We start from the raw sequence: 19,709 nt of genomic DNA, 5'->3' as shown, positions 1-19,709 counted from the left end.
CGCGATCGGCGATCGGGTCAGTCGTGCTGCGGGAAGCCCAGGTTCAGCCCGCCGTGGCTCGGGTCGAGCCAGCGCGACGTGACCGCCTTCTCCTGGAGGAAGAAGTCGAACCCCTTGGGGCCGTACGCCTTGGCGTCGCCGAACAGCGAGTCCTTCCAGCCGCCGAACGAGTGGTACGCCACGGGCACCGGGATCGGCACGTTGATGCCGATCATGCCGACCGTGACCTCGCGCTGGAACCGCCGCGCCGCCCCGCCGTCGTTCGTGAAGATCGCCGTGCCGTTGCCGTAGGGCGAGCCGTTGATGATCTCGAGGCCCTGCTCGTAGCCGTCGACGCGCACGATCGAGAGCACCGGGCCGAAGATCTCGTCGCGGTACACGACCGACGACGTCGGCACGCGGTCGATGAGGGTCGGCCCGAGCCAGAATCCGTCTGCCGCGCCGTCGACCTCGGGGTCGCGGCCGTCGACCACGAGGGTCGCCCCGTCGTCGACCGCGACGTCGAGGTAGCCCGCGACCTTGTCGCGGTGCTCGCGCGTGATCAGGGGGCCCATGTCGCAGCCGCGCGTGCCGTCGCCGGTCGTGAGCCGCGACATCCGCTCGCTCACCTTCGCGACCAGCTCGTCGGCGACCGAGTCGACCGCGAGCACGACCGAGACCGCCATGCATCGCTCGCCGGCAGAGCCGAAGCCCGCGTTCACGGCGGCGTCGGCGGCGAGGTCGAGGTCGGCGTCTGGCAGCACGAGCATGTGGTTCTTCGCGCCGCCGAGCGCCTGCACGCGCTTGCCGTTCGCCGAGGCCGTCGAGTAGATGTAGTGCGCGATCGGCGTCGAGCCGACGAACGAGATCGAACGCACGGTCGGGTGCTCGAGCAGCGCGTCGACCGCGACCTTGTCGCCGTGCACGACGTTCAGCACGCCGTCGGGCACGCCGGCCTCCTGCATGAGCTCGGCCATCCAGACGGCCGCGGAGGGATCCTTCTCGGACGGCTTCAGCACGACCGTGTTGCCGGCCGCGATCGCGAGCGGGAAGAACCAGAGCGGCACCATGGCCGGGAAGTTGAAGGGGCTGATGATGCCCACGACGCCGACCGGCTGCTTGAGCGTGTAGACGTCGACCCCGGTCGAGACGTTCTCGGAGTACTCGCCCTTCGTGTACCCGGGCATCGCGCACGCGAGCTCGACGACCTCGAGCCCGCGCGCGATCTCGCCCGCGGCGTCGGAGGTGACCTTGCCGTGCTCGCTCGTGAGGATCGCGGCGAGGTCGCCCGAACGGGCGTTCAGCAGCTCGCGGAACGCGAACATGACCTGCTGGCGCTTCGCGATCGACGTGTCGCGCCAGGCCGGGAACGCGCGCGCGGCGGCTTCGACGGCCGTGTCGACGTCTTCGGTCGAGGCGAGGCGCACGCGCTTCTGCTCGACGCCGAGCGCCGGGTTGTAGACGGGGCCCGTCCGGTCGGAATCGCCCGTGGCGGGCGCGCCGCCGATCCAGTGGTCGATGGTGGTGATGCTCATGATCAGTTCTCCCCTACGGTGCTCAGCACCTCGTCGTAGATCGCGACGGCCTCGGCGACCTCGTCTGCGGTGACCACGCACGGCGGCACCACGTGGATGCGGTTGTCCTGCACGAACGGCAGCAGCCCGCGCTCGACCATCCCGGCCTTCAGCCGGCCCATGTCGGCGGCGGCGAGCGGCTCGCGTGTGGTGCGGTCGGCGACGAGTTCCATCGCCCAGAACACGCCCTCGCCGCGCACCTCGCCGATGACCTCGTGCTTCTCGGCCAGCCCGGCGAGCGCGGGCCCGATCGCGGTCTCGCCGACGGCTCGCGCGTTCTCGACGACGCCCTCGGCCTGCATCGCGTCGAGCGTCGCGACGATCGACGCCATCGCGAGCGGATGCCCCGAGTAGGTGAGTCCGCCCGGGAACACCCGCTCGTCGAACGTCTTGGCGATCGGGTCGGAGATGATCACGCCGCCCGTCGGGATGTACCCAGAGTTCACGCCCTTCGCGAAGGTGATGAGGTCGGGCCGCACGTCGTAGCCGTCGAATGCGAACCAGCGCCCGGTGCGGCCGAAGCCGGCCATGACCTCGTCGAGGATCAACAGGATGCCGTGGGCGTCGCACAGTTCGCGCACGCCCGCCAGGTAGCCGGGCGGCGGGAGCATGATGCCCGCGGTGCCCGGGATCGACTCGAGGAGCACCGCGGCGATCGACGACGGCCCCTCGGACTCGATCACGCGGCGCAGGTGCTGCAGGGCGCGCTCGGACTCCTGCTCGGGCGTCGTCGCCCAGAACTCGGAGCGGTACAGGTAGGGCCCGAAGAAGTGCACGTGTCCGCGCGCGAACTCGTTCGGGATGCGACGCCAGTCGCCCGTCGAGACGATCGCCGCACCTGTGTTGCCGTGGTACGACCGATACGTCGAGAGCACCTTGTCGCGGCCCGTGTGCAGTCGCGCCATGCGGATCGCGTTCTCGTTGGCATCGGCGCCGCCGTTCGTGAAGAACACCTTGCGGAACCCGTCGGGCGCGCGGGCGACGATGCGCTTCGCGGCCTCGCCGCGCGCGAGGTTCACGGTCGACGGCGCGATCGTGGTGAGCAGTTCGGCCTGCTCGCGGATCGCCTCCACCACGGTCGGATGCTGGTGGCCGATGTTGACGTTCACGAGCTGGCTCGAGAAGTCGAGGTATTCGCGGCCGGCGTGATCCCAGACGCGGCATCCGCGCCCGCTCGCGACGACGAGCGACGATGGCTGGGCCTGCGCCGACCAGGAGTGGAAGACGTGCTCGCGGTCGAGCTCGCGCGCGATCGCGTCGAGGTCGTCGTTCTCGGTCATGGGCTTCACTGCCTTTCCGCGGATGGAACGTCCGGTGGCGGAACGTCCGGTGATGAACGGATGGATGGATGCCGCGGCGCCGACCGGGTGCGCCGGCGCCGCGGCATCCGCTCTGCTAGTTGCCGCCCTCTTCGAGGGTGACGTCGATGGGCTTCCAGTCGGCGCCCGTGAGGTCGAGGTCTTCGCCCTCGAGCTCCGAGAGCGCCTTCTCGATGTACTCGTTCGACCAGGCGCTGGCCGGCGGCTCCTCGGTGATGAGGTGGGCGCCGGTCTCGTTCACCGCGGCGAGCGCGCCCGCGACGGTCTTGTCCCACGCGGTCTCGTCGATGACGCCGATGCCCTGGTCGGACGGCCAGATGAGCTTGTTCGTCTCGTTGACCATCCAGAGCTCGTGGCTCGGACCCCAACCGGAGCCGGCCGCGATCGTGATGTCGGCGGCGTCCTGCGGGTTGGCCGCGGCGAACGCCCAGCCCTTGATGACGGCCTTGAGGAACTTGACCGTCGTGTCCGCGTACTCGCTGTCGCTCTCGAGGCGCTCCGTGTCGGCCCAGATCGCGTCCTGGAGCATGGCGCCCTCGGTGTCCTCGTACGAGATGACGTTGAAGTCCTCGGGCTGGTAGAGCTCGCCCGTGTCGGGGTTCACGGTCTCGAGCAGCTGCGCGTACTCGTTGTAGGTCATGGCCTGGGCCGCGTCGATGTCGCCCTGCAGGAACGCGTTCATGTTGAAGTCCTGCGTGATGATCTGCACGGTCGAGGCGTCGAGGCCCTCAGCGGCCATGGCCGCGAAGATCTCCCACTCGTTGCCGAAGCCCCACGAGCCGATCTTCTTGCCCTCGAAGTCGGCGACCGAGTCGATGCCCGAGTCGGCCCACGACACCTGCAGGGTGCCCGAGCGCTGGAAGATCTGGGCGATGTCGGTCAGGTTCGCGCCCTGCTCGATCGAGCCGAGCACCTTGGGCACCCACGCGATCGCGTAGTCGACGTCGCCGTTGGCGAGCGCGTCCTGGGGAACGATGTCACCGCCCGACGGGATGATCTCGACGTCGAGGCCCTCGTCCTCGAAGAAGCCCTGGTCGACGGCCGCGAAGTACCCGGCGAACTGGCCCTGCGGCAGCCACTGGAGCTGCAGCTTCACGGAGGTGAGCTCGCCGGAGTCGCCTCCGCCGGAGTCGCCGCTGTCGCCCGACGAGCAGGCTGCGAGGAGGAACGCGGCCGTGACGGCGAACGCTCCGGCCGCGAGTCCGCGGCGTGTGCTGTGCTTCATGTCAGTCCTTCCCTGGATCTCAATGGGTGGTGCTGGTCTCGGTGCTGGTGCTGGTGCTGGTGGTGCGGGTTCCGGTGGTGCGGTCGGTGGTGCGCTGGGTGGGGGTCCTGAGCACGAGTCGCTCGAGCGCGAGCGTCGCGAGGTAGAAGAGCAGGCCGAGGGCGATGGATGCCACGACGTACGCCCACGCCCTGGCGTACGCGCTCGACGCGGCCGACGTCGAGATCAGGCTGCCGAGGCCGCCGCGCGGTCCGCCGAAGTACTCGGCGACGAGGGCCGAGATCACGGCCAGCGAGGAGGCGATGCGGATGCCCGTGAGGATGAACGGTCTCGCGGTCGGCAGCGTGAGCGTTCGCAGCACCTGCGCGGGGGTCGCTGCGTAGGCGCGCATGAGTTCTCGGTGCACGGGCGTCGTCTGGCGGAACCCGCGCAGCGTGTTGATGAAGACCGGCACGAACGACGCGATCGCGGCGATCGCCTGCCGGCCGAACTGGCTGTCGGCACCGAACATCGAGTTCAGCACGGGCGCGAGCGCCACGATCGGTACGACGGCGAGCGAGGCGATCACCGGGGCGCTCATCTGGTCGACCGACCGCCAGCGCGCGGCGAGCGAGGCCAGGGCCACGCCGAGCAGCGAACCCACGATGAGGCCGATGAGCGCGTTGGTGCCCGTGATGATCGTGGCCGACACGATCGAGTCCCACGACGCGACGATCTCGTCGACGATCGACGCCGGGCTCGGCAGCAGGTAGTCCGAGACGCCGACGACGCTGACCAGGAACTGCCAGATGCCCAGCACGAGCACGCCGACCGTGATCGGCGCGACGATGCGCAGCGTCGTCTCGGTGCGCGGACTCATCATCAGCGCGTCTCCACTCCGCGCGCACCCGTGGCGACCGGGGCGCCGTGCAGCGCCTCGCGCACGGCCGTGACCATCTCGAAGAACGAGCGGTCCTCGCGCAGGCCCTCGGTGCGTGCGGCGCGCGCCGAGGCATCCGTGCCACGAGTCGGTTCGGACGAGCCGAGCCGCATGGGCACGATCTCGCGGATGCGGCCGGGCCGCGGCGACATCACGACCACGCGGTCGCTGAGGAACACCGCCTCGGGGATGGAGTGCGTCACGAACACGACGGCGGCACCCGTCTCGGCCGAGATGCGCACGAGGTCGGACTGCATCTTCTCGCGGGTCATCTCGTCGAGGGCGCCGAACGGCTCGTCCATGAGCAGCAGCCGCGGCTGCTCGGCGAGCGAGCGGGCGATCGCGACGCGCTGCTGCATCCCGCCCGAGAGCTGGTCTGGGTAGCGGTCGGCGAAGTCGGCGAGCCCCACCATGTCGAGCAGCTCCTCGACCTTGGCCCTGCGTGCGCCGGATGCCACGCCGTGCAGTTCGAGCGGCAGGGCGACGTTCGCGGCGACCGTGCGCCACGGCAGCAACCCTGCCTGCTGGAACGCGATGCCGTACTCCTGGTCGAGGCGCGCCTGCGCGGGCGTCTTGCCGAACACCGTGATCGCACCGGAGGTCGGCGCGTCGAGGTCGGCGATCAGGCGCATGAGCGTCGACTTGCCGCATCCGCTCGGGCCGATGAGCGAGACGAACTCGCCCGGCGCGATCGACAGGTCGATGCCCTCGAGCGCGTGCACCGTTCCGCTGCGCGTCTCGAACACCTTGTCGACGCCGACCACGCGCACGGCGGATTCGGCGGCTGCCGCAGACGGGGCGACGGATGCCGCGACGGGGGTCTCGGGAGCGGCTGCGTCGTCGGGGGCGGCTGCGTTCTCGGGAGCACTCATGCGGCTTCCTCCGTTCGTCGGTAGTTCTTGAGGATCACGCCGAGCAGGGCGACCGAGCCGGCTGCCACGAGCCCGAGCACGATGGCGCCGAAGATGGGCGCCCACGCCTTCGCGGGGTCGCCGGAGGCCTGTCCGGCGAACTGGATGAGCAGGCGGCCGATGCCGCCCTGCAGGCCGGTCGAGACCTCGGCGACGACGGCGCCGATGACGGCGTTGGCGGCGCCGAGCCGCAGCGCGGGCAGCAGGTAGGGCACGGCCGCCGGGAACCGCAGCTTCCACAGCGTCGGCCAGTAGCCCGCCGCGTAGGTCTGCATGAGCTCCTCGTGGATGCGGTCGGGCGACTGGAGGCCCTTCAGCGCCCCGATCGCGATCGGGAAGAACGCGAGGTAGCTGGCGATGAGCGCGACCGACATCCAGTCCTGCCACTCGAACGAGCCGATCTCGACGCGCGACCCCCAGCTCTTCACGATCGGGGCGAACGCGATGAGCGGCACGGTCTGGCTGAGCACGATCCAGGGGAACAGGCCCCATTCGGCGAGCCGCCACCGCTGCATCACGAGCGCGAGCCCGATGCCGACGACCACGCCGACGAGCCAGCCCGCTGCGGCGATGCCGAGCGTCGTGAGCGCACCGAGCGCGATCACGAGCCACAGCGGCTGGGCGGACGGCGAGCGCGTCACGGGTTCGGCGAGCCGCCCGAGCATGTCCCACACGTGCGGCATCGCGAGGTCGGTCGTGCGCGGCAGCACCCGGGTCTCGCCGATCAGCACGCCGTCGGTCGGGGCGAGCAGCTTGTAACCCTCCCAGAGCACGACGAGCAGCAGCACCCCGAGCACGCCCCAGCCGACCGCGGCGAGCCGACGGCGCGTGAGGGAGCTCCTGCCCGTCGTCGGTCGAGTAGGCGCGCCAGCGCCGTATCGAGACCCGTCGTCGGATCTCGATACGCGGCCACCTTCGGCGGGCGCTACTCGATCGGCGGTCCCGGTCATGCCTTGGCCGTGATGTGCTCGGAGAGCGCCGGGATCACGGTCTCGCCGTAGACCCGCAGCGTCTCCTCTTTATTGTCGTGCTGGAGGTAGCCGGCGAACTGGTCGACGCCGAGCTCGGCGAGCTGCTTGAGCTTCTGGATGTGCTGGTCTGCCGATCCCAGCACGCAGAAGCGCTCGACGATCTCGTCTGGCACGAAGTCGACGTGGTCGTTCGAGGCCTGCCCGTGGGAGTTGTAGTCGTAGCCCTCCCGCCCGCGGATGTAGTCGGTGAGCGCGTCGGGCACCGTGCCGTGCGCTCCGTACTTCGCGACGATGTCGGCGACGTGGTTGCCGACCATGCCGCCGAACCACCGGGTCTGGTCGCGCATGTGGCTCCAGTCGTCGCCGATGTACATCGGGGCGGCGACGCAGAACTTGATCGACATCGGGTCGCGGCCTGCGGCCTCGGCCGCGTCGCGGACGGTCTTGATCATCCAGGCGGCGATGTCGACGTCGGCGAGCTGCAGGATGAAGCCGTCGCCGACCTCGCCCGTGAGCTTGAGCGCCATCGGGCCGTAGGCGGCGACCCAGACCTCGAGCTCCGAGCCCTTCGACCACGGGAACTGCAGCTGCGAACCCTTGTACTCGACGCTGCGCGAGTTCGCGAGCTCGCGGATCACGTGGATCGACTCGCGCAGCTCGCTCATCGTCACGGGCTTGCCGTTCGTGACGCGCACGGCCGAGTCGCCGCGGCCGATGCCGCAGATCGTGCGGTTGCCGTACATCTCGTTGAGCGTCGCGAAGATCGACGCCGTCACGGTCCAGTCGCGGGTGGCCGGGTTGGTGACGAACGGCCCCACCTTGATGCGGTGCGTCTCGGCCAGGATCTGGCTGTAGATGACGTACGGCTCCTGCCAGAGCAGGTGCGAGTCGAAGGTCCAGGCGGTGCTGAACCCGTACTGCTCGGCGAGCTTGGCGAGGTGCACGGTGCGTGAGGCGGGCGGGTTGGTCTGCAGGACGACGCCGAAATCCATGGGGGGCTCCGTTCGATGGCGGGCGGGCGGGGGCTCTGGCTCAGATCAGGTACTGGCTGAGGCCCCGCTTGAGGTACTTCCCGTCGCCCTTGACGCCGAGATAGGCGTCGTCGTGGACGATGACCTTGCCGCGCGAGAGCACCGTGTCGACCTTGCCGTCGATCTCGTAGCCCTCCCACGCGGAGTAGTCCATGTTCATGTGGTGGGTCTTGCCGAGGCCGATCGAGGTGTGCCCGTTCGGGTCGTAGACGACGATGTCGGCATCGGCACCCGGCTGGATCACGCCCTTCCGCCCGTAGAGGCCGAACATGCGCGCGGGGGTCGTCGAGGTGAGCTCGACCCAGCGCTCGAGCGTGATCTCGCCGGTGACGACGCCCTGGTACATGAGGTCCATGCGGTGCTCGATCGAGCCGATGCCGTTGGGGATCTTGCGGAAGTCGCCGAGGCCGAGCTCCTTCTGGTCCTTCATGCAGAAGGGGCAGTGGTCGGTCGAGACCATCTGCAGGTCGTTCGTGCGCAGCGCCTGCCACATCGAGTGCTGGTGGCCCTCGGCGCGCGAGCGCAGCGGCGTCGAGCACACCCACTTCGCGCCCTCGAACGAACCCCATTCGGGTCCGGATGCCCCGAGCTGGTCTTCGAGCGAGAGGTAGAGGTACTGCGGGCAGGTCTCGCCGAACACGTTCTGGCCCTTGTCGCGCGCCCAGGCGAGCTGCTCGACGGCCTGCTTCGCGCTCACGTGGACCACGTAGAGCGGAGCACCCGTGAGCTTGGCGAGCATGATCGCGCGGTGCGTCGCCTCCTCTTCCATCTCCCAGGCGCGGGCGATGCCGTGGTAGTACGGGTCGGTGTTGCCGGCGTCGACGAGCTGCTGCGCGAGCACGTCGATCGCGGGCCCGTTCTCGGCGTGCATCATCGTGAGCAGGCCGGTGTCCCGGCTGACCTGCATGGCCTTCAGGATCTGCGCGTCGTCGGAGTAGAAGACGCCCGGGTAGGCCATGAAGAGCTTGAAGCTCGTGATGCCCTCGTCCGGCAGCGTCTTCATCGCGGCCAGCGAGTCGGCGTTCACGTCGCCGACGATCTGGTGGAAGCCGTAGTCGATCGCGCAGTTGCCCGCGGCCTTCTCGTGCCACGCGGCGAGCCCGTCGTGGATGCGCTGTCCGTAGGTCTGCACCGCGAAGTCGATGATCGACGTGGTGCCGCCGTGGGCAGCCGCCCGGGTTCCGGTCTCGAAGGTGTCGGATGCCTCGGTGCCGCCGAACGGCAGTTGCATGTGCGTGTGCGCGTCGATGCCGCCGGGGATCACGTACTTGCCGGTGGCGTCGATCACGCGGTCGACGGATGCCGCGACATCCGTTCCGAGGAGGGTGCTGCCCGGGGCGAGCACCGCGCGGATGGTCTCGCCGTCGACGAGCACGTCGGCCGCGGCGCGGCCCGTGGCCGAGACGACGGTGCCGCCGGAGATGAGGGTGGTGGCCATGATTCGCTCCTTCGCGTCGGCGTTCGGTTACGGCTTCGCGATCTGCGTGTAGGAGTCGGGCCTGCGGTCGCGGTAGAACTGCCAGTCGTCGCGCATCTGCTGCACCATGTCGAGGTCGAGGTCGCGCACGAGCAGCTCTTCATCGGTGCCCGAGCCTCGCTCGCCCACGAAGTTGCCGCGGGGGTCGATGACTTGGCTGGTGCCGTAGAAGTCGACCGCGAGGTCGCCGTACTCGTTGTCCTCGCGGCCCACTCGGTTCGGCTGCAGCACGAAGTAGCCGTTCGCGACGGCCGCCGCAGGGCCCTCGACCTCCCACAGGCGGTTCGAGAGGCCGGGCTTCGTGGCGTTCGGGTTGAAGACCATGTGCGCATCGGCGAGGCCGAGCTCGCGCCAGCCCTCGGGGAAGTGGCGGTCGTAGCAGATGTACATGCCGACGCGGCCGACGGCCGTGTCGAAGACGGGGTAGCCGAGGTTGCCGGGGCGGAAGTAGAACTTCTCCCAGAACCGGTCGAGGTGGGGCAGGTGGTGCTTGCGGTACTTGCCGAGGATCGTGCCGTCTGCGTCGACGAGCACCGAGGTGTTGTAGTAGACGCCGGTCTGCGCCTCTTCGTAGATCGGCAGCACCATGACGGTGCCGAGCTGCTTGGCGAGGTCGGCGAAGCGCTGCACGATGGGACCCTCGGCCGATTCGGCGAAGCGGTAGTACTTCTGGTCTTGCGTGATGCCGAAGTACGGCCCGTAGAACAGCTCCTGGAAGCAGACCACCTCGGCGCCCTGCGCCTTCGCGTCGCGGGCGAACTGCTCGTGCTTGTCGAGCATCGACTCCTTGTCGCCGGTCCAGGTGGTCTGGGTGATGGCCGCTCTGACGATCGTCATGAATGTCTCCTGAGTCGGGCGGCGTCGTTGCCGTTGCCTCGAGGATCGCCTGGCGTGGTGCTCGTGTCAGGTGTTCGTCGGGTGCTGCTGCGACGCCGAGATGTACCGATGGAACTGCCGGTGGAACTGCCGGTGGAACTGCCGAACGGATAGCCGAAGACGAGGCTTGTGGCCCGTTCTGTTATTGTTCGGCTTGAACATTTCTCTTCTGTTTCACTCTGTGACGCTGTGGTTAAACATCCTGTCCCTCGCACCCGCTGGAGGCAATGGTGGTGTCAGGTATTCGTGTGGACGCCGTTCGACTGATCGACCTCGCCGAGTTCGCCGACTCGTCGCCGCGAAGCATCGCCGGCGAGGTCGCCCGGCTGGTCAACGCCGGGGAGCTCGCCGCCGGCGAGCGGCTCCCGACCGTGCGCGAACTCGCGGCCGCACTGGGCGTGAGCCCGGCCACCATCAGCCAGGCGTGGCAGGCTCTCGCACGCGCGGGCCTCATCGAGAGCCGCGGCCGCGCCGGCAGCTTCGTGCGGAGCGCGGCGCCCGCGCGGCTGGCCCCGCGCATGCGCGGCATGGCCGCACCCGACGACCCCGTTCGACTCGACCTCTCGCGCGGCACGCCCGACCCGCTGCTGCTGCCCGCGCTCGGCCCCGCACTCTCACGCGTCTCGGCGAAGGCCGAGACCGGGAGCTACCAGGCCGAACCCGTCATCCCCGCCCTCGCCCGGGTGCTCCGCGACTCCTGGCCGAGCGACGCCGAGGCGATCATGGTCGTCGACGGCGCCCTCGACGCGATCTCGCGAACCCTCGAGCAGGTCGTGCGCTTCGGCGACCGGGTCGCCGTGGAGAGCCCCGGCTTCCCACCGTTCCTCGACCTCCTCGAGGTGCTGGGCGCCGTGCCGCTGCCCGTGCGCCTCGACGAGCACGGCATGCGGCCCGAGTCGCTCGCGGCCGCGCTGCGCAAGCGCCCGGCGGCCGTGCTGCTGCAGCCCCGCGCGCAGAACCCCACCGGCGCGTCCATGACCCCGGAGCGCGCCGAGGCGCTCGCCCGCACGATCGAGGCCGCCGAACGCGTCGACGACCTCATCGTCATCGAGGACGACCACTCGGGACTCATCTCCATCGAGGGCGACGTGACCCTCGGCACGTGGCTGCCCGACCGCGTCGTGCACGTGCGGAGCTTCTCGAAGTCGCACGGCCCCGACCTGCGCATCGCGGCGCTCGGCGGCCCCCGCGACCTCGTCGAGCACATCGCCGGGCGTCGGATGCTGGGGCCCGGCTGGACCTCGCGCATGCTGCAGACGATCCTGCTCGACCTGCTCACCGACGGCAGCGCCATCGACACCGTGACCGAGGCGCGGCGCGCCTACTACACCCGCCAGCGCTCGCTCGGCGAGGCCCTGCGCTCCCGCGGCGTCGCCGCAGCACCCGCCGACGGCATCAACCTCTGGATGCCGGTGCTCGGCGAGCGATCCGCGCTCGTGCAGCTGGCGGCAGCCGGCATCCGCGTGGCTGCGGGCACGCCGTTCCTCGCGGCATCCGATGCGACGGATGCCGCGAACGGCATGCGCCAGCGCGCAGGGGGCGACTTCGTGCGCGTGACCGTCGGGGCCGTACGCGACGGCACCGACGAGGTGGCCGACGACCTCGCCTCGGCGGCGACGCACCTGGCAGCAGGCGGCTACTGACCCGCAGCACCCCGGTGGGATAGTCTGCCCCCGGATGCGGTCGCATGGGGGGAGTCCGGATGACCGACTCGACGAACACGGCGCCCGAGGCGACCTCGGTCGCCCTGAAGCCGGACGAATCGCCCGAAGCCGGGCCGCGCAACCCGACGCCCGCGGCACCTGCGGCACCAGCGGCGCCGTCGCCGGCGCGCCGGGCGTTCCGCATCGCCGGGCGCCTGCCGTTCACGATCGCGCTGCTCGCGACGCTCGTGCTCGTCGGCATCCTGGTCGGCGGCTTCACGTCGCCGACGAGCGAGGCCGACTGGTACGAGACCTTCGCCTACGGCGCGCCGTCGTTCATGGACGGCCGGTGGTGGACGACCATCACGGGCACCTTCCTGGTCGCCGAGCCCTGGGGTTACCTCGTGCTGCTGCTCACCGCGGCGGGCGTCGGCTGGCTCGAGCTCCGGCGGGGCTCGGGTCGCGCGGCCTTCTACTTCTTCGGCGGCCAGGTGCTCGCCGTCGTCAGCGCCGCGATCGCGATCGCCGGGTTCGCCTGGATGGGATCGCACTGGGCCGAGTCGCTCGTGACCCAGGTCGACGTGGGGCCGTCGGGCGGCGTGTTCGCGTGCATCACCGCGGCGGCCGCGAGCCTCGGATCGCCGTGGCGCGGCCGCGCACTGCTCGTGCTCACGGCCTTCACGCTCGTGAGCGTGCTGTTCCTCGGGACGGTCGCCGACGTGGAGCACGCCTTCGCCGTCGGCATGGTGCTGCTCATCAACGCGGGCTCGTTCACGAAGCCGACGGTCCGCGAGCAGCGGTACGTGGCGTTCGTCATGGTCGTCGCCCTGACCGTCGTGCAGGTCATCGCGTCGATCGCGCCGACGTACGGGCCGTTCGGCATGACCTCCGTCGGCGGCCTCGACATGGTCGACGTGCTCTTCGACGCGATCGTCGTGCTGGTCGTCGCGCCGGGCCTGCTGCGCGGCTATCGCGTGGCGATGGTCGTCACGGTGGTCCTGGCGAGCATCAACGTGCTCGCGGGTGCGCTCGCGGTGTTCCTCATCGCCCACCCCGAGCTGTACGACATGTCGCCCGATGAAGCCGGTCGTGAGGGACTCGCGTTCGCCGCGGCATCCGGATTCCTCTGGGGCGTCATGCTCGTCTGGCTGTGCGTGTGCGCCCGCGCCTTCCGCGCCCGGCTGCGTCGACGACTGCCCGGCGACAAGGGCCTCAACCGCCCGGGCGTGCGCATCGACGACGTGCGCCGCATCGTGCAGCAGGACGGCGGCGGCGCCCTCTCGTGGATGGCGACGTGGCGGGACAACCGGCACTTCTTCGGCTCCGACCCCTCCACCGTCGTGGCGTACCAGACGCACCAGGGCGTCGCGCTCGTGCTCGGCGACCCCATCGCGAGCCCCGACCGGCTCGCCGCGACGCTGACCGAGTTCGTCGACTCCGCCGAACGCGCCGGGTTCACCGTCTGCGTCTTCAGCGCCGGGCAGGCCACCCGCGACGTCATGCCGGCCGGCTGGCAGGCGATCCAGGTCGCCGAGGACACCATCGTCGACCTCCCGGGTCTCGAGTTCACGGGCAAGAAGTGGGGCGCCGTCCGCACCGCCATCAACCGGGGCTCCCGTGACGGCGTGACGTTCCGGCTCACGACCCTCGCGTCGGAGCCGCGGTCGGTTCGTGCGCAGATCACCGAGATCTCCGAGCAGTGGGTCGGCGACAAGGGCCTGCCCGAGATGCGCTTCACGCTCGGCTCGATCGACGAGGCGCTCGACCCGGCCGTGCGCACGGCGATCGCCACGGCCGCCGACGGCACGGTGCAGGGCTTCCTGAGCTGGCTTCCGGTCTACGCGCCCGGCGGGCGGGTGCGCGGGTGGACGCTCGACCTCATGCGTCGCCGCGACGGGGGCTCGTTCCCGCCGGTCATGGAGTTCCTGATCGGGTCGTCGGCACTCGCGTTCCGCGACGAGGGTGCGGAGTTCCTGTCGCTCTCGGGCGCCCCGCTGGCACGATCCGAGGACCCCGAGGACGAACGACAGATCGAGGTCGTCCTCGATCGGCTCGGCGGCATCCTCGAACCGGCGTACGGCTTCCGCTCGCTCCACCGCTTCAAGCAGAAGTTCAACCCGCGGGCCGAGCCGATGTACCTCCTCTATAGCGACGGCGCCGACCTCGCGCGCATCGGCATCGCCCTCGTGCGCGCCTACCTGCCCGACGCCTCGGTGCCGCAGCTCGTGCGCGCCGGCCTCACGATCGGCAAGTAGTCCCGGTCGTCCTCATCGACGGGCGGATGCCGCGGCGCGGCGTGCGCGGGAACGCAGGCGCAGCGCCAGCCCGCCGGCCAGCAGCATGCCGAGGCCGATCAGGAGCGTCGGCATCGACTCCACGCCGGTCGCCGCCATTCCGCCGGTCGTGCCGCCTGAGGAGCCGGAGCCCGAGCCGCCGCCCGGCGTGCCGGGATCGGTCGGCGTAGGTGTGGGCTCGCCAGGGGGCTCGTCGCCCTCGTTCACGGTGATGGTGAACGAGTCGGTGGCGACCGCGAACAGCACGATCTGCTCGGGCGGCGCCGAGTCGGTCGCCGTGCACGTCACGGTCGTGACCCCGATCGCGAAGAAGTCGCCCGACGTCGCATCGCAGTCGACCGTGACCGGTGCCACGCCGCCCGTCGTCGTCGGCGCGTCGAAGTCGACGTTCGCGCCCGTCTCGCCGAACGGCACCTCGACCACGATGTCGTCGGGTGCCGTGATCGTCAGCGGGTCGGGCGACGCGACATCCTCGAGCGTCACGACGTTGTCCACCGACGTCGACGCCTCCGAGAGGTTGCCCGCCGCATCCTCCGCCGCACCCGCGACGACCTCCGCGACCACCTCACCCGCGACCGCACCGGAGACCTCGACCGTGTACGCCGACGACGACACCGGCGTCACGACCGCCGTCGTCGGATTGCCCGAACCGCTGAGCACCACGTCCGTGTTCACGAACCCCGACACCGGTTCGCTGAACACCACGTCGAACACCACCGGCTGCGACGACACCAACGCGGGATCACCCTGCGACCCACCCTGCTCGATCGTGACCGTCGGGGCCGTCACGTCGCCCTCGTCGTACTGGAAGGTCACCTCGTTGTCGACCGACGTCGACGCCTCCGAGAGGTTGCCGGCCGCGTCCTCCGCGGCGCCCGCGACCACCTCGGCGATGACCAGCCCATCGGCCGACATGCCCGACACCTCGACCGTGTACGACGCGCCCGCACCCGAGACCACCGCCGTCGTCGGGTTCGCCGGCCCGCTCAAGACGACATCGGCGTTGTCGAACCCGGTCACCAGTTCACTGAACTCCACCTCGAACACGATCGGCGACGTCCCGGTCGGATCGGTCTGCGCAGCACCCTGCTCGATCGTCACCGTCGGCGCCACGTCATCGACCCCGGTGAACGTGACCTCGTTGTCGACCGACGTCGACGCCTCCGACAGGTTGCCCGCGGCATCCTCGGCAGCGCCCGCGGCGACCTCCGCGATGACCAGGCCGTTCGCGCTCATGCCCGACACCTGCACCGTGTACGAGGCGCCCACCCCGGCGACGACCGCCGTCGTGGGGTTGGCCGAACCCGACAGCACGACATCCGCATTGTCGAACCCGGTCACCGGTTCGCTGAACTCCACCTCGAACACGATCGGCGACGCATCGGTCGGGTCCGCCTGCGCGGCGCCCTGCTCGATCGTCACCGTCGGCGCGGTGACGTCGCCCTCGTCGTACTCGAAGGTCACCTCGTTGTCGACCGAGGTCGAGGCCTCCGAGAGGTTGCCGGCCGCGTCCTCCGCGGCGCCCGCGGCGACCTCCGCCACCACCAAGCCGTCGGCGCTCATTCCCGAGACCTCGACCGTGTAGTTCGCGGCGGTTCCGCTGACGACCGCGGTCGTCGGGTTCGCTGCGCCGCTCAGTACGACATCGGCGGGACCGAACCCGGTCACCGGCTCGCTGAACTCCACCTCGAACACGATCGGCGACGTCCCGGTCGGGTCCGCCTGCGCGGCGCCCTGCTCGATCGTCACCGTCGGCGCCACGTCGTCGACCCCGGTGAACGTGACCTCGTTGTCGACCGACGTCGACGCCTCCGACAGGTTGCCCGCGGCATCCTCGGCAGCGCCCGCGGCGACCTCCGCCACCACCAGGCCGTTGGCGCTCATACCCGACACCTCGACCGTGTACGACGCCCCCGCACCCGAGACCACCGCCGTCGTCGGGTTCGCCGACCCGCTCAACACGACGTCGGCGTTGTCGAAGCCGGTCACCGGCTCGCTGAACTCCACGTCGAACACGATCGGCGACGCATCGGTCGGATCGGCCTGCGCAGCACCCTGCTCGATCGTCACCGTCGGCGCGATCGTGTCCTCGGTCTCATCGTCGATGATCGTCACCGTCGCAGACCCGTCGGTGATCGCCACGTCGAACCCGGGCGGCGGCGAACCCGGCACACCGTCGATCGTCACCGTGTACGTCTCACCCGGATCCAGGTCCAGGTCCTGCAATGCATCGACCGGGATGTCGATGCTCGCCGCATCGGCGGGCACCGTGAACGCCTGCGCCGTGATCGGCGTGAAGTCCGCCGCGCTCGTCGGAGGCACCGCGGTCGTCGAGATCGTGACGTCGAACGCCGGATGCGTCGTCGGCGAGACGACCAACGGCACCGTGCTCGCCGCACCCTCGGCCACGGCGACGTCCGTCGGCAACGACAGTTCCAGCAGCTCGTTCGGCACCTCGTCGTCGATGATGGTCACCGTCGCCGACCCGTCGGTGATGGCCGCGTCGAACCCGGCCGGGAACGGCGGATCGGCCGGGAACCCGTCGATCGTCACCGTGTACGTCTCACCCGGATCGAGGTCGGTGTCCTGGAGCGCGTCCACCGGGATGTCGATCGACGCCGCATCCTCGGGCACCGTGAACGTCTGGGCCGCGATCGGCGTGAAGTCCGCGGCGCTCGTCGGGGCCACCGCCGCCGTCGAGATCGTGACGGCGAACGCCGGATGCGTCGCGGGCGAGACCGTGAGCGGCACCGTGGTCGCGCCGCCTTCGGGCACCGAGACATCCGTCGGCAGCGCCACCTCGATCGTCGTGCCGTCGCCGACCTCGACGACGACCTTCTCGACCGTCGGGAAGTCGTTCGTGTCGAAGTCGAACCCGAAGAACGGCACCTGGATGCCGTAGGGCGGGTCGCCGAGGTACTGCACGGGCAGGCCGTTGTTGCCGAGGTCGCTCACGAGGTACCGCACGGTGCAGGTCACGTCGGCGAGCCCGGTCGCCTGGAACTCGACGTTGTCGAGCGCGTAGTTCAGGGAGTCGATCGCGTTGAGTCCGCTGACCACGCCGGCGAACGCGCTGTGCGGGTCGCTCGGGTTGCCGGTGGCGAACGGCAGGTTCTTGACCTCGTCGGGCAGCGCCGCCATCGCCGCCTCGATGAGGGCGGTCTTGTTGGTCTGGTACTCGGCGTACTCCGGGTCGGCCGGGTCGGGCTCGAGCCCGAGGTCGAGCGCGTCGCCGAAGAGCTGCTCGAGGTCGTCGTAGATCGTGAACGGCGAGGCCGGCATCGAGAACGTGCCGCAGTCGGCCCACGAGATCAGCAGCCATTCGTCGCCCGGCCCGTCGAGCGTGTCGTTCTCGTCGTTCTCGTCGTTGTCCTCGTCGACGACGTTCCAGTCCTCTTCATCGGGCTGGCCGGTGTCGTCGCCGGCGTCGCCGAGGAAGCCGGTGCCACCCGAGGGCACCTGGAACACCTGGTCGGGCACGGTCACCTCGGGGAACTCGTTGATCCGCTGCACGCGGATCTCGATGTCGGCGTTCACCGTGTCCATCGTCGAGTCGCCGGGTGCCATCAACAGGTCGATCGACTCGGGATTCGAGCCGTTGTAGAAGTACGGGTCGTCGGCCGTTCCGTCGTCATCCTCATCGGTGTCGGGCGTGTAGACGAGCGTCGCCAGTGCGGCGTTCACCTGCGCGGTCGTGCCGATGATGGCCACCGCCGCCGCCGGAAGCTCCGAGAGCTCGTGCTTGTCGCGCTCGAGCGCGCCGTCGGCGAACTTCAGCACGTCGAAGTCGCTGTCGCCGTCGTCCTCCACCGAAGGCAGCGGGTCGAAGGTCAGGGTGCCGTGCGAGACCGAGAGCTGCACGGCGGTGCAGCCGCCCTGGTTCCAGTCGGGCGCCGCCATGGCGCAGCCGTCCTCGCCGGACTCGATCTCGATCGTGCGCACGTCCTGCGAGATGAGGTCGGTGCCGCCGTCGAACTTCAGGTCGCCCTCGGGGATCACGGTCGGGAACCCGTCGGGGATCGTCACGGGCAGCGAACCCGCAGGCGCCATGTAGAGGCGCGTGGGCGGGTCTACGAACGACGGCGGCGCGGCGAAGGCGGGCGCGCCGATCGACAGCACGACGAGCGCCGCGCTCGCGAGCCCCGCGAGCAACGCCTTCAGCGGCACGAGCGAGCGGATGCCGCGGCGGGTCGTCCGCTCGATCGGTTCAGGGCGCGCCGAGAAGGCCTGTTGCCATGGGACGCGTTCGGACATCCCGACCTCCTGTGGTCCGGCATGGGGAACCAGTTCCGACACAAGCAGGCGCAGTCGAACCCCGTCAAGAGGATTCCTCAGGTCCTGCGCGTTCGGGCTGTCCCCAGTTCGGGGGTATCGACGTCGGCGCTCGCGCACGGACGGCCCCGCTCCCGCCTAGGCTGGCCGGGTGCGGATCACAGTGCTCGCGGGCGGCGTCGGAGGCTCGCGCTTCGTGCGCGGCGTGCGAGAGGAGTGCGCCCGCCGGTGGCCCGACGGCGACGGCGGTACCGAGGCATCCGTCACGGTGGTCGTGAACACCGGCGACGACATCTGGCTCTCGGGCGTGCGCCTCATGCCCGACTTCGACTCGCTGCTGTACTCGCTCGCGGGGGTCAACGACACCGAACGCGGCTGGGGGCGCGCCGGCGAGACCGAACGGGTCTCTGCCGAGCTGCGCGAGTGGGGCGTCGGCTGGCCGTGGTTCACGCTCGGCGACCTCGACCTGGGCACGCACCTCGCCCGCACGGCATGGCTCCGCGAGGGCCTCACGGTCTCACAGGTCGCCGAACGCCTGCAGCGGCGCTGGCCGCTCGGCGTGCGACTGCTGCCGGCGACCGATACCGAGGTCGACACGCAGGTGCGCGTGGCCGATGCCGACGGCGCAGGCCCCGAGACATCCGCCGAGCGCGAGATGCACTTCCAGGAGTGGTGGACGCGGTACCGCGCCACCCTGCCGGCGATCGCGTTCCGCCAGCAGCACATCGACGAGGCACGACCGGCCCCGGGAGTCGTCGAGGCGATCTCCGACGCCGACCTCGTGCTCATCGCGCCGTCGAACCCGGTCGTCTCGATCGGCACGATCCTCGCCGTGCCGGGCATGCGCGAGGCGCTCGCCGCGACGCCCGCCCCGATCGTCGGCGTCTCCCCCATCATCGGCGGCAAGGTCGTGCGCGGCATGGCCGACGCGTGCCTGCCCGCGATCGGCGTCGAGACGAGCGCCGAGGCGGTCGGCCGGCACTACGGCTTCCGGCGCGACGGGGGCCTGCTCGACGCGTGGCTCGTCGATGAGACGGATGCCGCGGCTGCGGCGTCGCTGACGGCCGAGGGCCTGCCCGCGGCATCCGCCCCGCTCTGGATGCACGACCTCGATCGATCGGCCGCCCTCGCGGGCGCGGCGATGGACCTCGCGGCAGCGACGCGCCGCACCGGCGACTGACCGACGCCCGGCGCGTAACCCCCTGGACTGGGATATTG

General features: G+C 70.4%; 13 protein-coding genes. 3 read left to right on the top strand and 10 right to left on the bottom strand.

Going from position 1 to position 19,709, the window contains the following annotated elements; genetic code table 11:
- Window positions 1-17 precede the first annotated feature (17 nt).
- The 9 genes from BM342_RS18540 to BM342_RS18500 form a co-directional block, all read right to left on the bottom strand.
- Window positions 18-1,514, bottom strand: a complete 1,497-nt coding sequence (locus tag BM342_RS18540; RefSeq protein WP_092969042.1) for a CoA-acylating methylmalonate-semialdehyde dehydrogenase — start codon at window positions 1,512-1,514, stop codon at window positions 18-20.
- Between the two features lie 2 nt (window positions 1,515-1,516).
- Window positions 1,517-2,833, bottom strand: a complete 1,317-nt coding sequence (locus tag BM342_RS18535) for an aspartate aminotransferase family protein (protein WP_092969040.1) — start codon at window positions 2,831-2,833, stop codon at window positions 1,517-1,519.
- Between the two features lie 115 nt (window positions 2,834-2,948).
- Window positions 2,949-4,097: an ABC transporter substrate-binding protein gene (locus BM342_RS18530; protein WP_092969038.1), complete on the bottom strand. Its 1,149-nt coding sequence runs from the start codon at window positions 4,095-4,097 to the stop codon at window positions 2,949-2,951.
- Between the two features lie 19 nt (window positions 4,098-4,116).
- Window positions 4,117-4,959 carry an ABC transporter permease gene (locus BM342_RS18525; RefSeq protein ID WP_092969036.1) on the bottom strand — a complete coding sequence of 281 codons (843 nt, stop codon included), beginning with the start codon at window positions 4,957-4,959 and terminating at the stop codon, window positions 4,117-4,119.
- A complete protein-coding gene (locus BM342_RS18520; protein WP_092969034.1) occupies window positions 4,959-5,888 on the bottom strand; it encodes an ABC transporter ATP-binding protein in 930 nt (309 codons plus the stop codon). The genes BM342_RS18525 and BM342_RS18520 overlap by 1 nt, the downstream gene beginning before the upstream one ends.
- The gene (locus BM342_RS18515; protein WP_255368953.1) at window positions 5,885-6,724 is read right to left on the bottom strand and encodes an ABC transporter permease; all 840 of its coding nucleotides are present in this window, start codon (window positions 6,722-6,724) and stop codon (window positions 5,885-5,887) included. The genes BM342_RS18520 and BM342_RS18515 overlap by 4 nt, the downstream gene beginning before the upstream one ends.
- A gap of 149 nt (window positions 6,725-6,873) precedes the next feature.
- Window positions 6,874-7,890 carry a TIGR03842 family LLM class F420-dependent oxidoreductase gene (locus BM342_RS18510; protein ID WP_092969030.1) on the bottom strand — a complete coding sequence of 339 codons (1,017 nt, stop codon included), beginning with the start codon at window positions 7,888-7,890 and terminating at the stop codon, window positions 6,874-6,876.
- Window positions 7,891-7,930: 40 nt separating this feature from the next.
- Window positions 7,931-9,367: a dihydropyrimidinase gene (hydA, locus tag BM342_RS18505; protein WP_092969028.1), complete on the bottom strand. Its 1,437-nt coding sequence runs from the start codon at window positions 9,365-9,367 to the stop codon at window positions 7,931-7,933.
- A gap of 27 nt (window positions 9,368-9,394) precedes the next feature.
- Window positions 9,395-10,243: a nitrilase-related carbon-nitrogen hydrolase gene (locus BM342_RS18500; RefSeq protein WP_092969026.1), complete on the bottom strand. Its 849-nt coding sequence runs from the start codon at window positions 10,241-10,243 to the stop codon at window positions 9,395-9,397.
- Window positions 10,244-10,530: 287 nt separating this feature from the next.
- Between BM342_RS18500 and BM342_RS18495 the strand changes: the two genes are divergently transcribed.
- Both BM342_RS18495 and BM342_RS18490 read left to right on the top strand, forming a co-directional pair.
- Window positions 10,531-11,925 (top strand): aminotransferase-like domain-containing protein, encoded by a 1,395-nt coding sequence (locus tag BM342_RS18495; RefSeq protein WP_255368952.1) that lies wholly within the window; start codon window positions 10,531-10,533, stop codon window positions 11,923-11,925.
- Between the two features lie 59 nt (window positions 11,926-11,984).
- A complete protein-coding gene (locus tag BM342_RS18490; protein WP_092969022.1) occupies window positions 11,985-14,180 on the top strand; it encodes a bifunctional lysylphosphatidylglycerol flippase/synthetase MprF in 2,196 nt (731 codons plus the stop codon).
- Between the two features lie 12 nt (window positions 14,181-14,192).
- On the opposite strand, the gene BM342_RS18485 is transcribed toward BM342_RS18490, so the two are convergent.
- A complete protein-coding gene (locus BM342_RS18485; protein WP_092969020.1) occupies window positions 14,193-18,473 on the bottom strand; it encodes an HYR domain-containing protein in 4,281 nt (1,426 codons plus the stop codon).
- Between the two features lie 169 nt (window positions 18,474-18,642).
- Here BM342_RS18485 and cofD point away from each other — a divergent pair, with 169 nt between their 5' ends.
- On the top strand, window positions 18,643-19,671 hold the full coding sequence (cofD, locus tag BM342_RS18480) for a 2-phospho-L-lactate transferase (RefSeq protein WP_092969018.1): 1,029 nt from the start codon (window positions 18,643-18,645) through the stop codon (window positions 19,669-19,671).
- Window positions 19,672-19,709 lie beyond the last annotated feature (38 nt).

Source organism: Agromyces sp. CF514 (assembly GCF_900113185.1).
Lineage (GTDB): Bacteria > Actinomycetota > Actinomycetes > Actinomycetales > Microbacteriaceae > Agromyces.
Note: the sequence above shows the minus strand (reverse complement) of the source record. Positions and strands in the feature narration are given on the sequence as shown.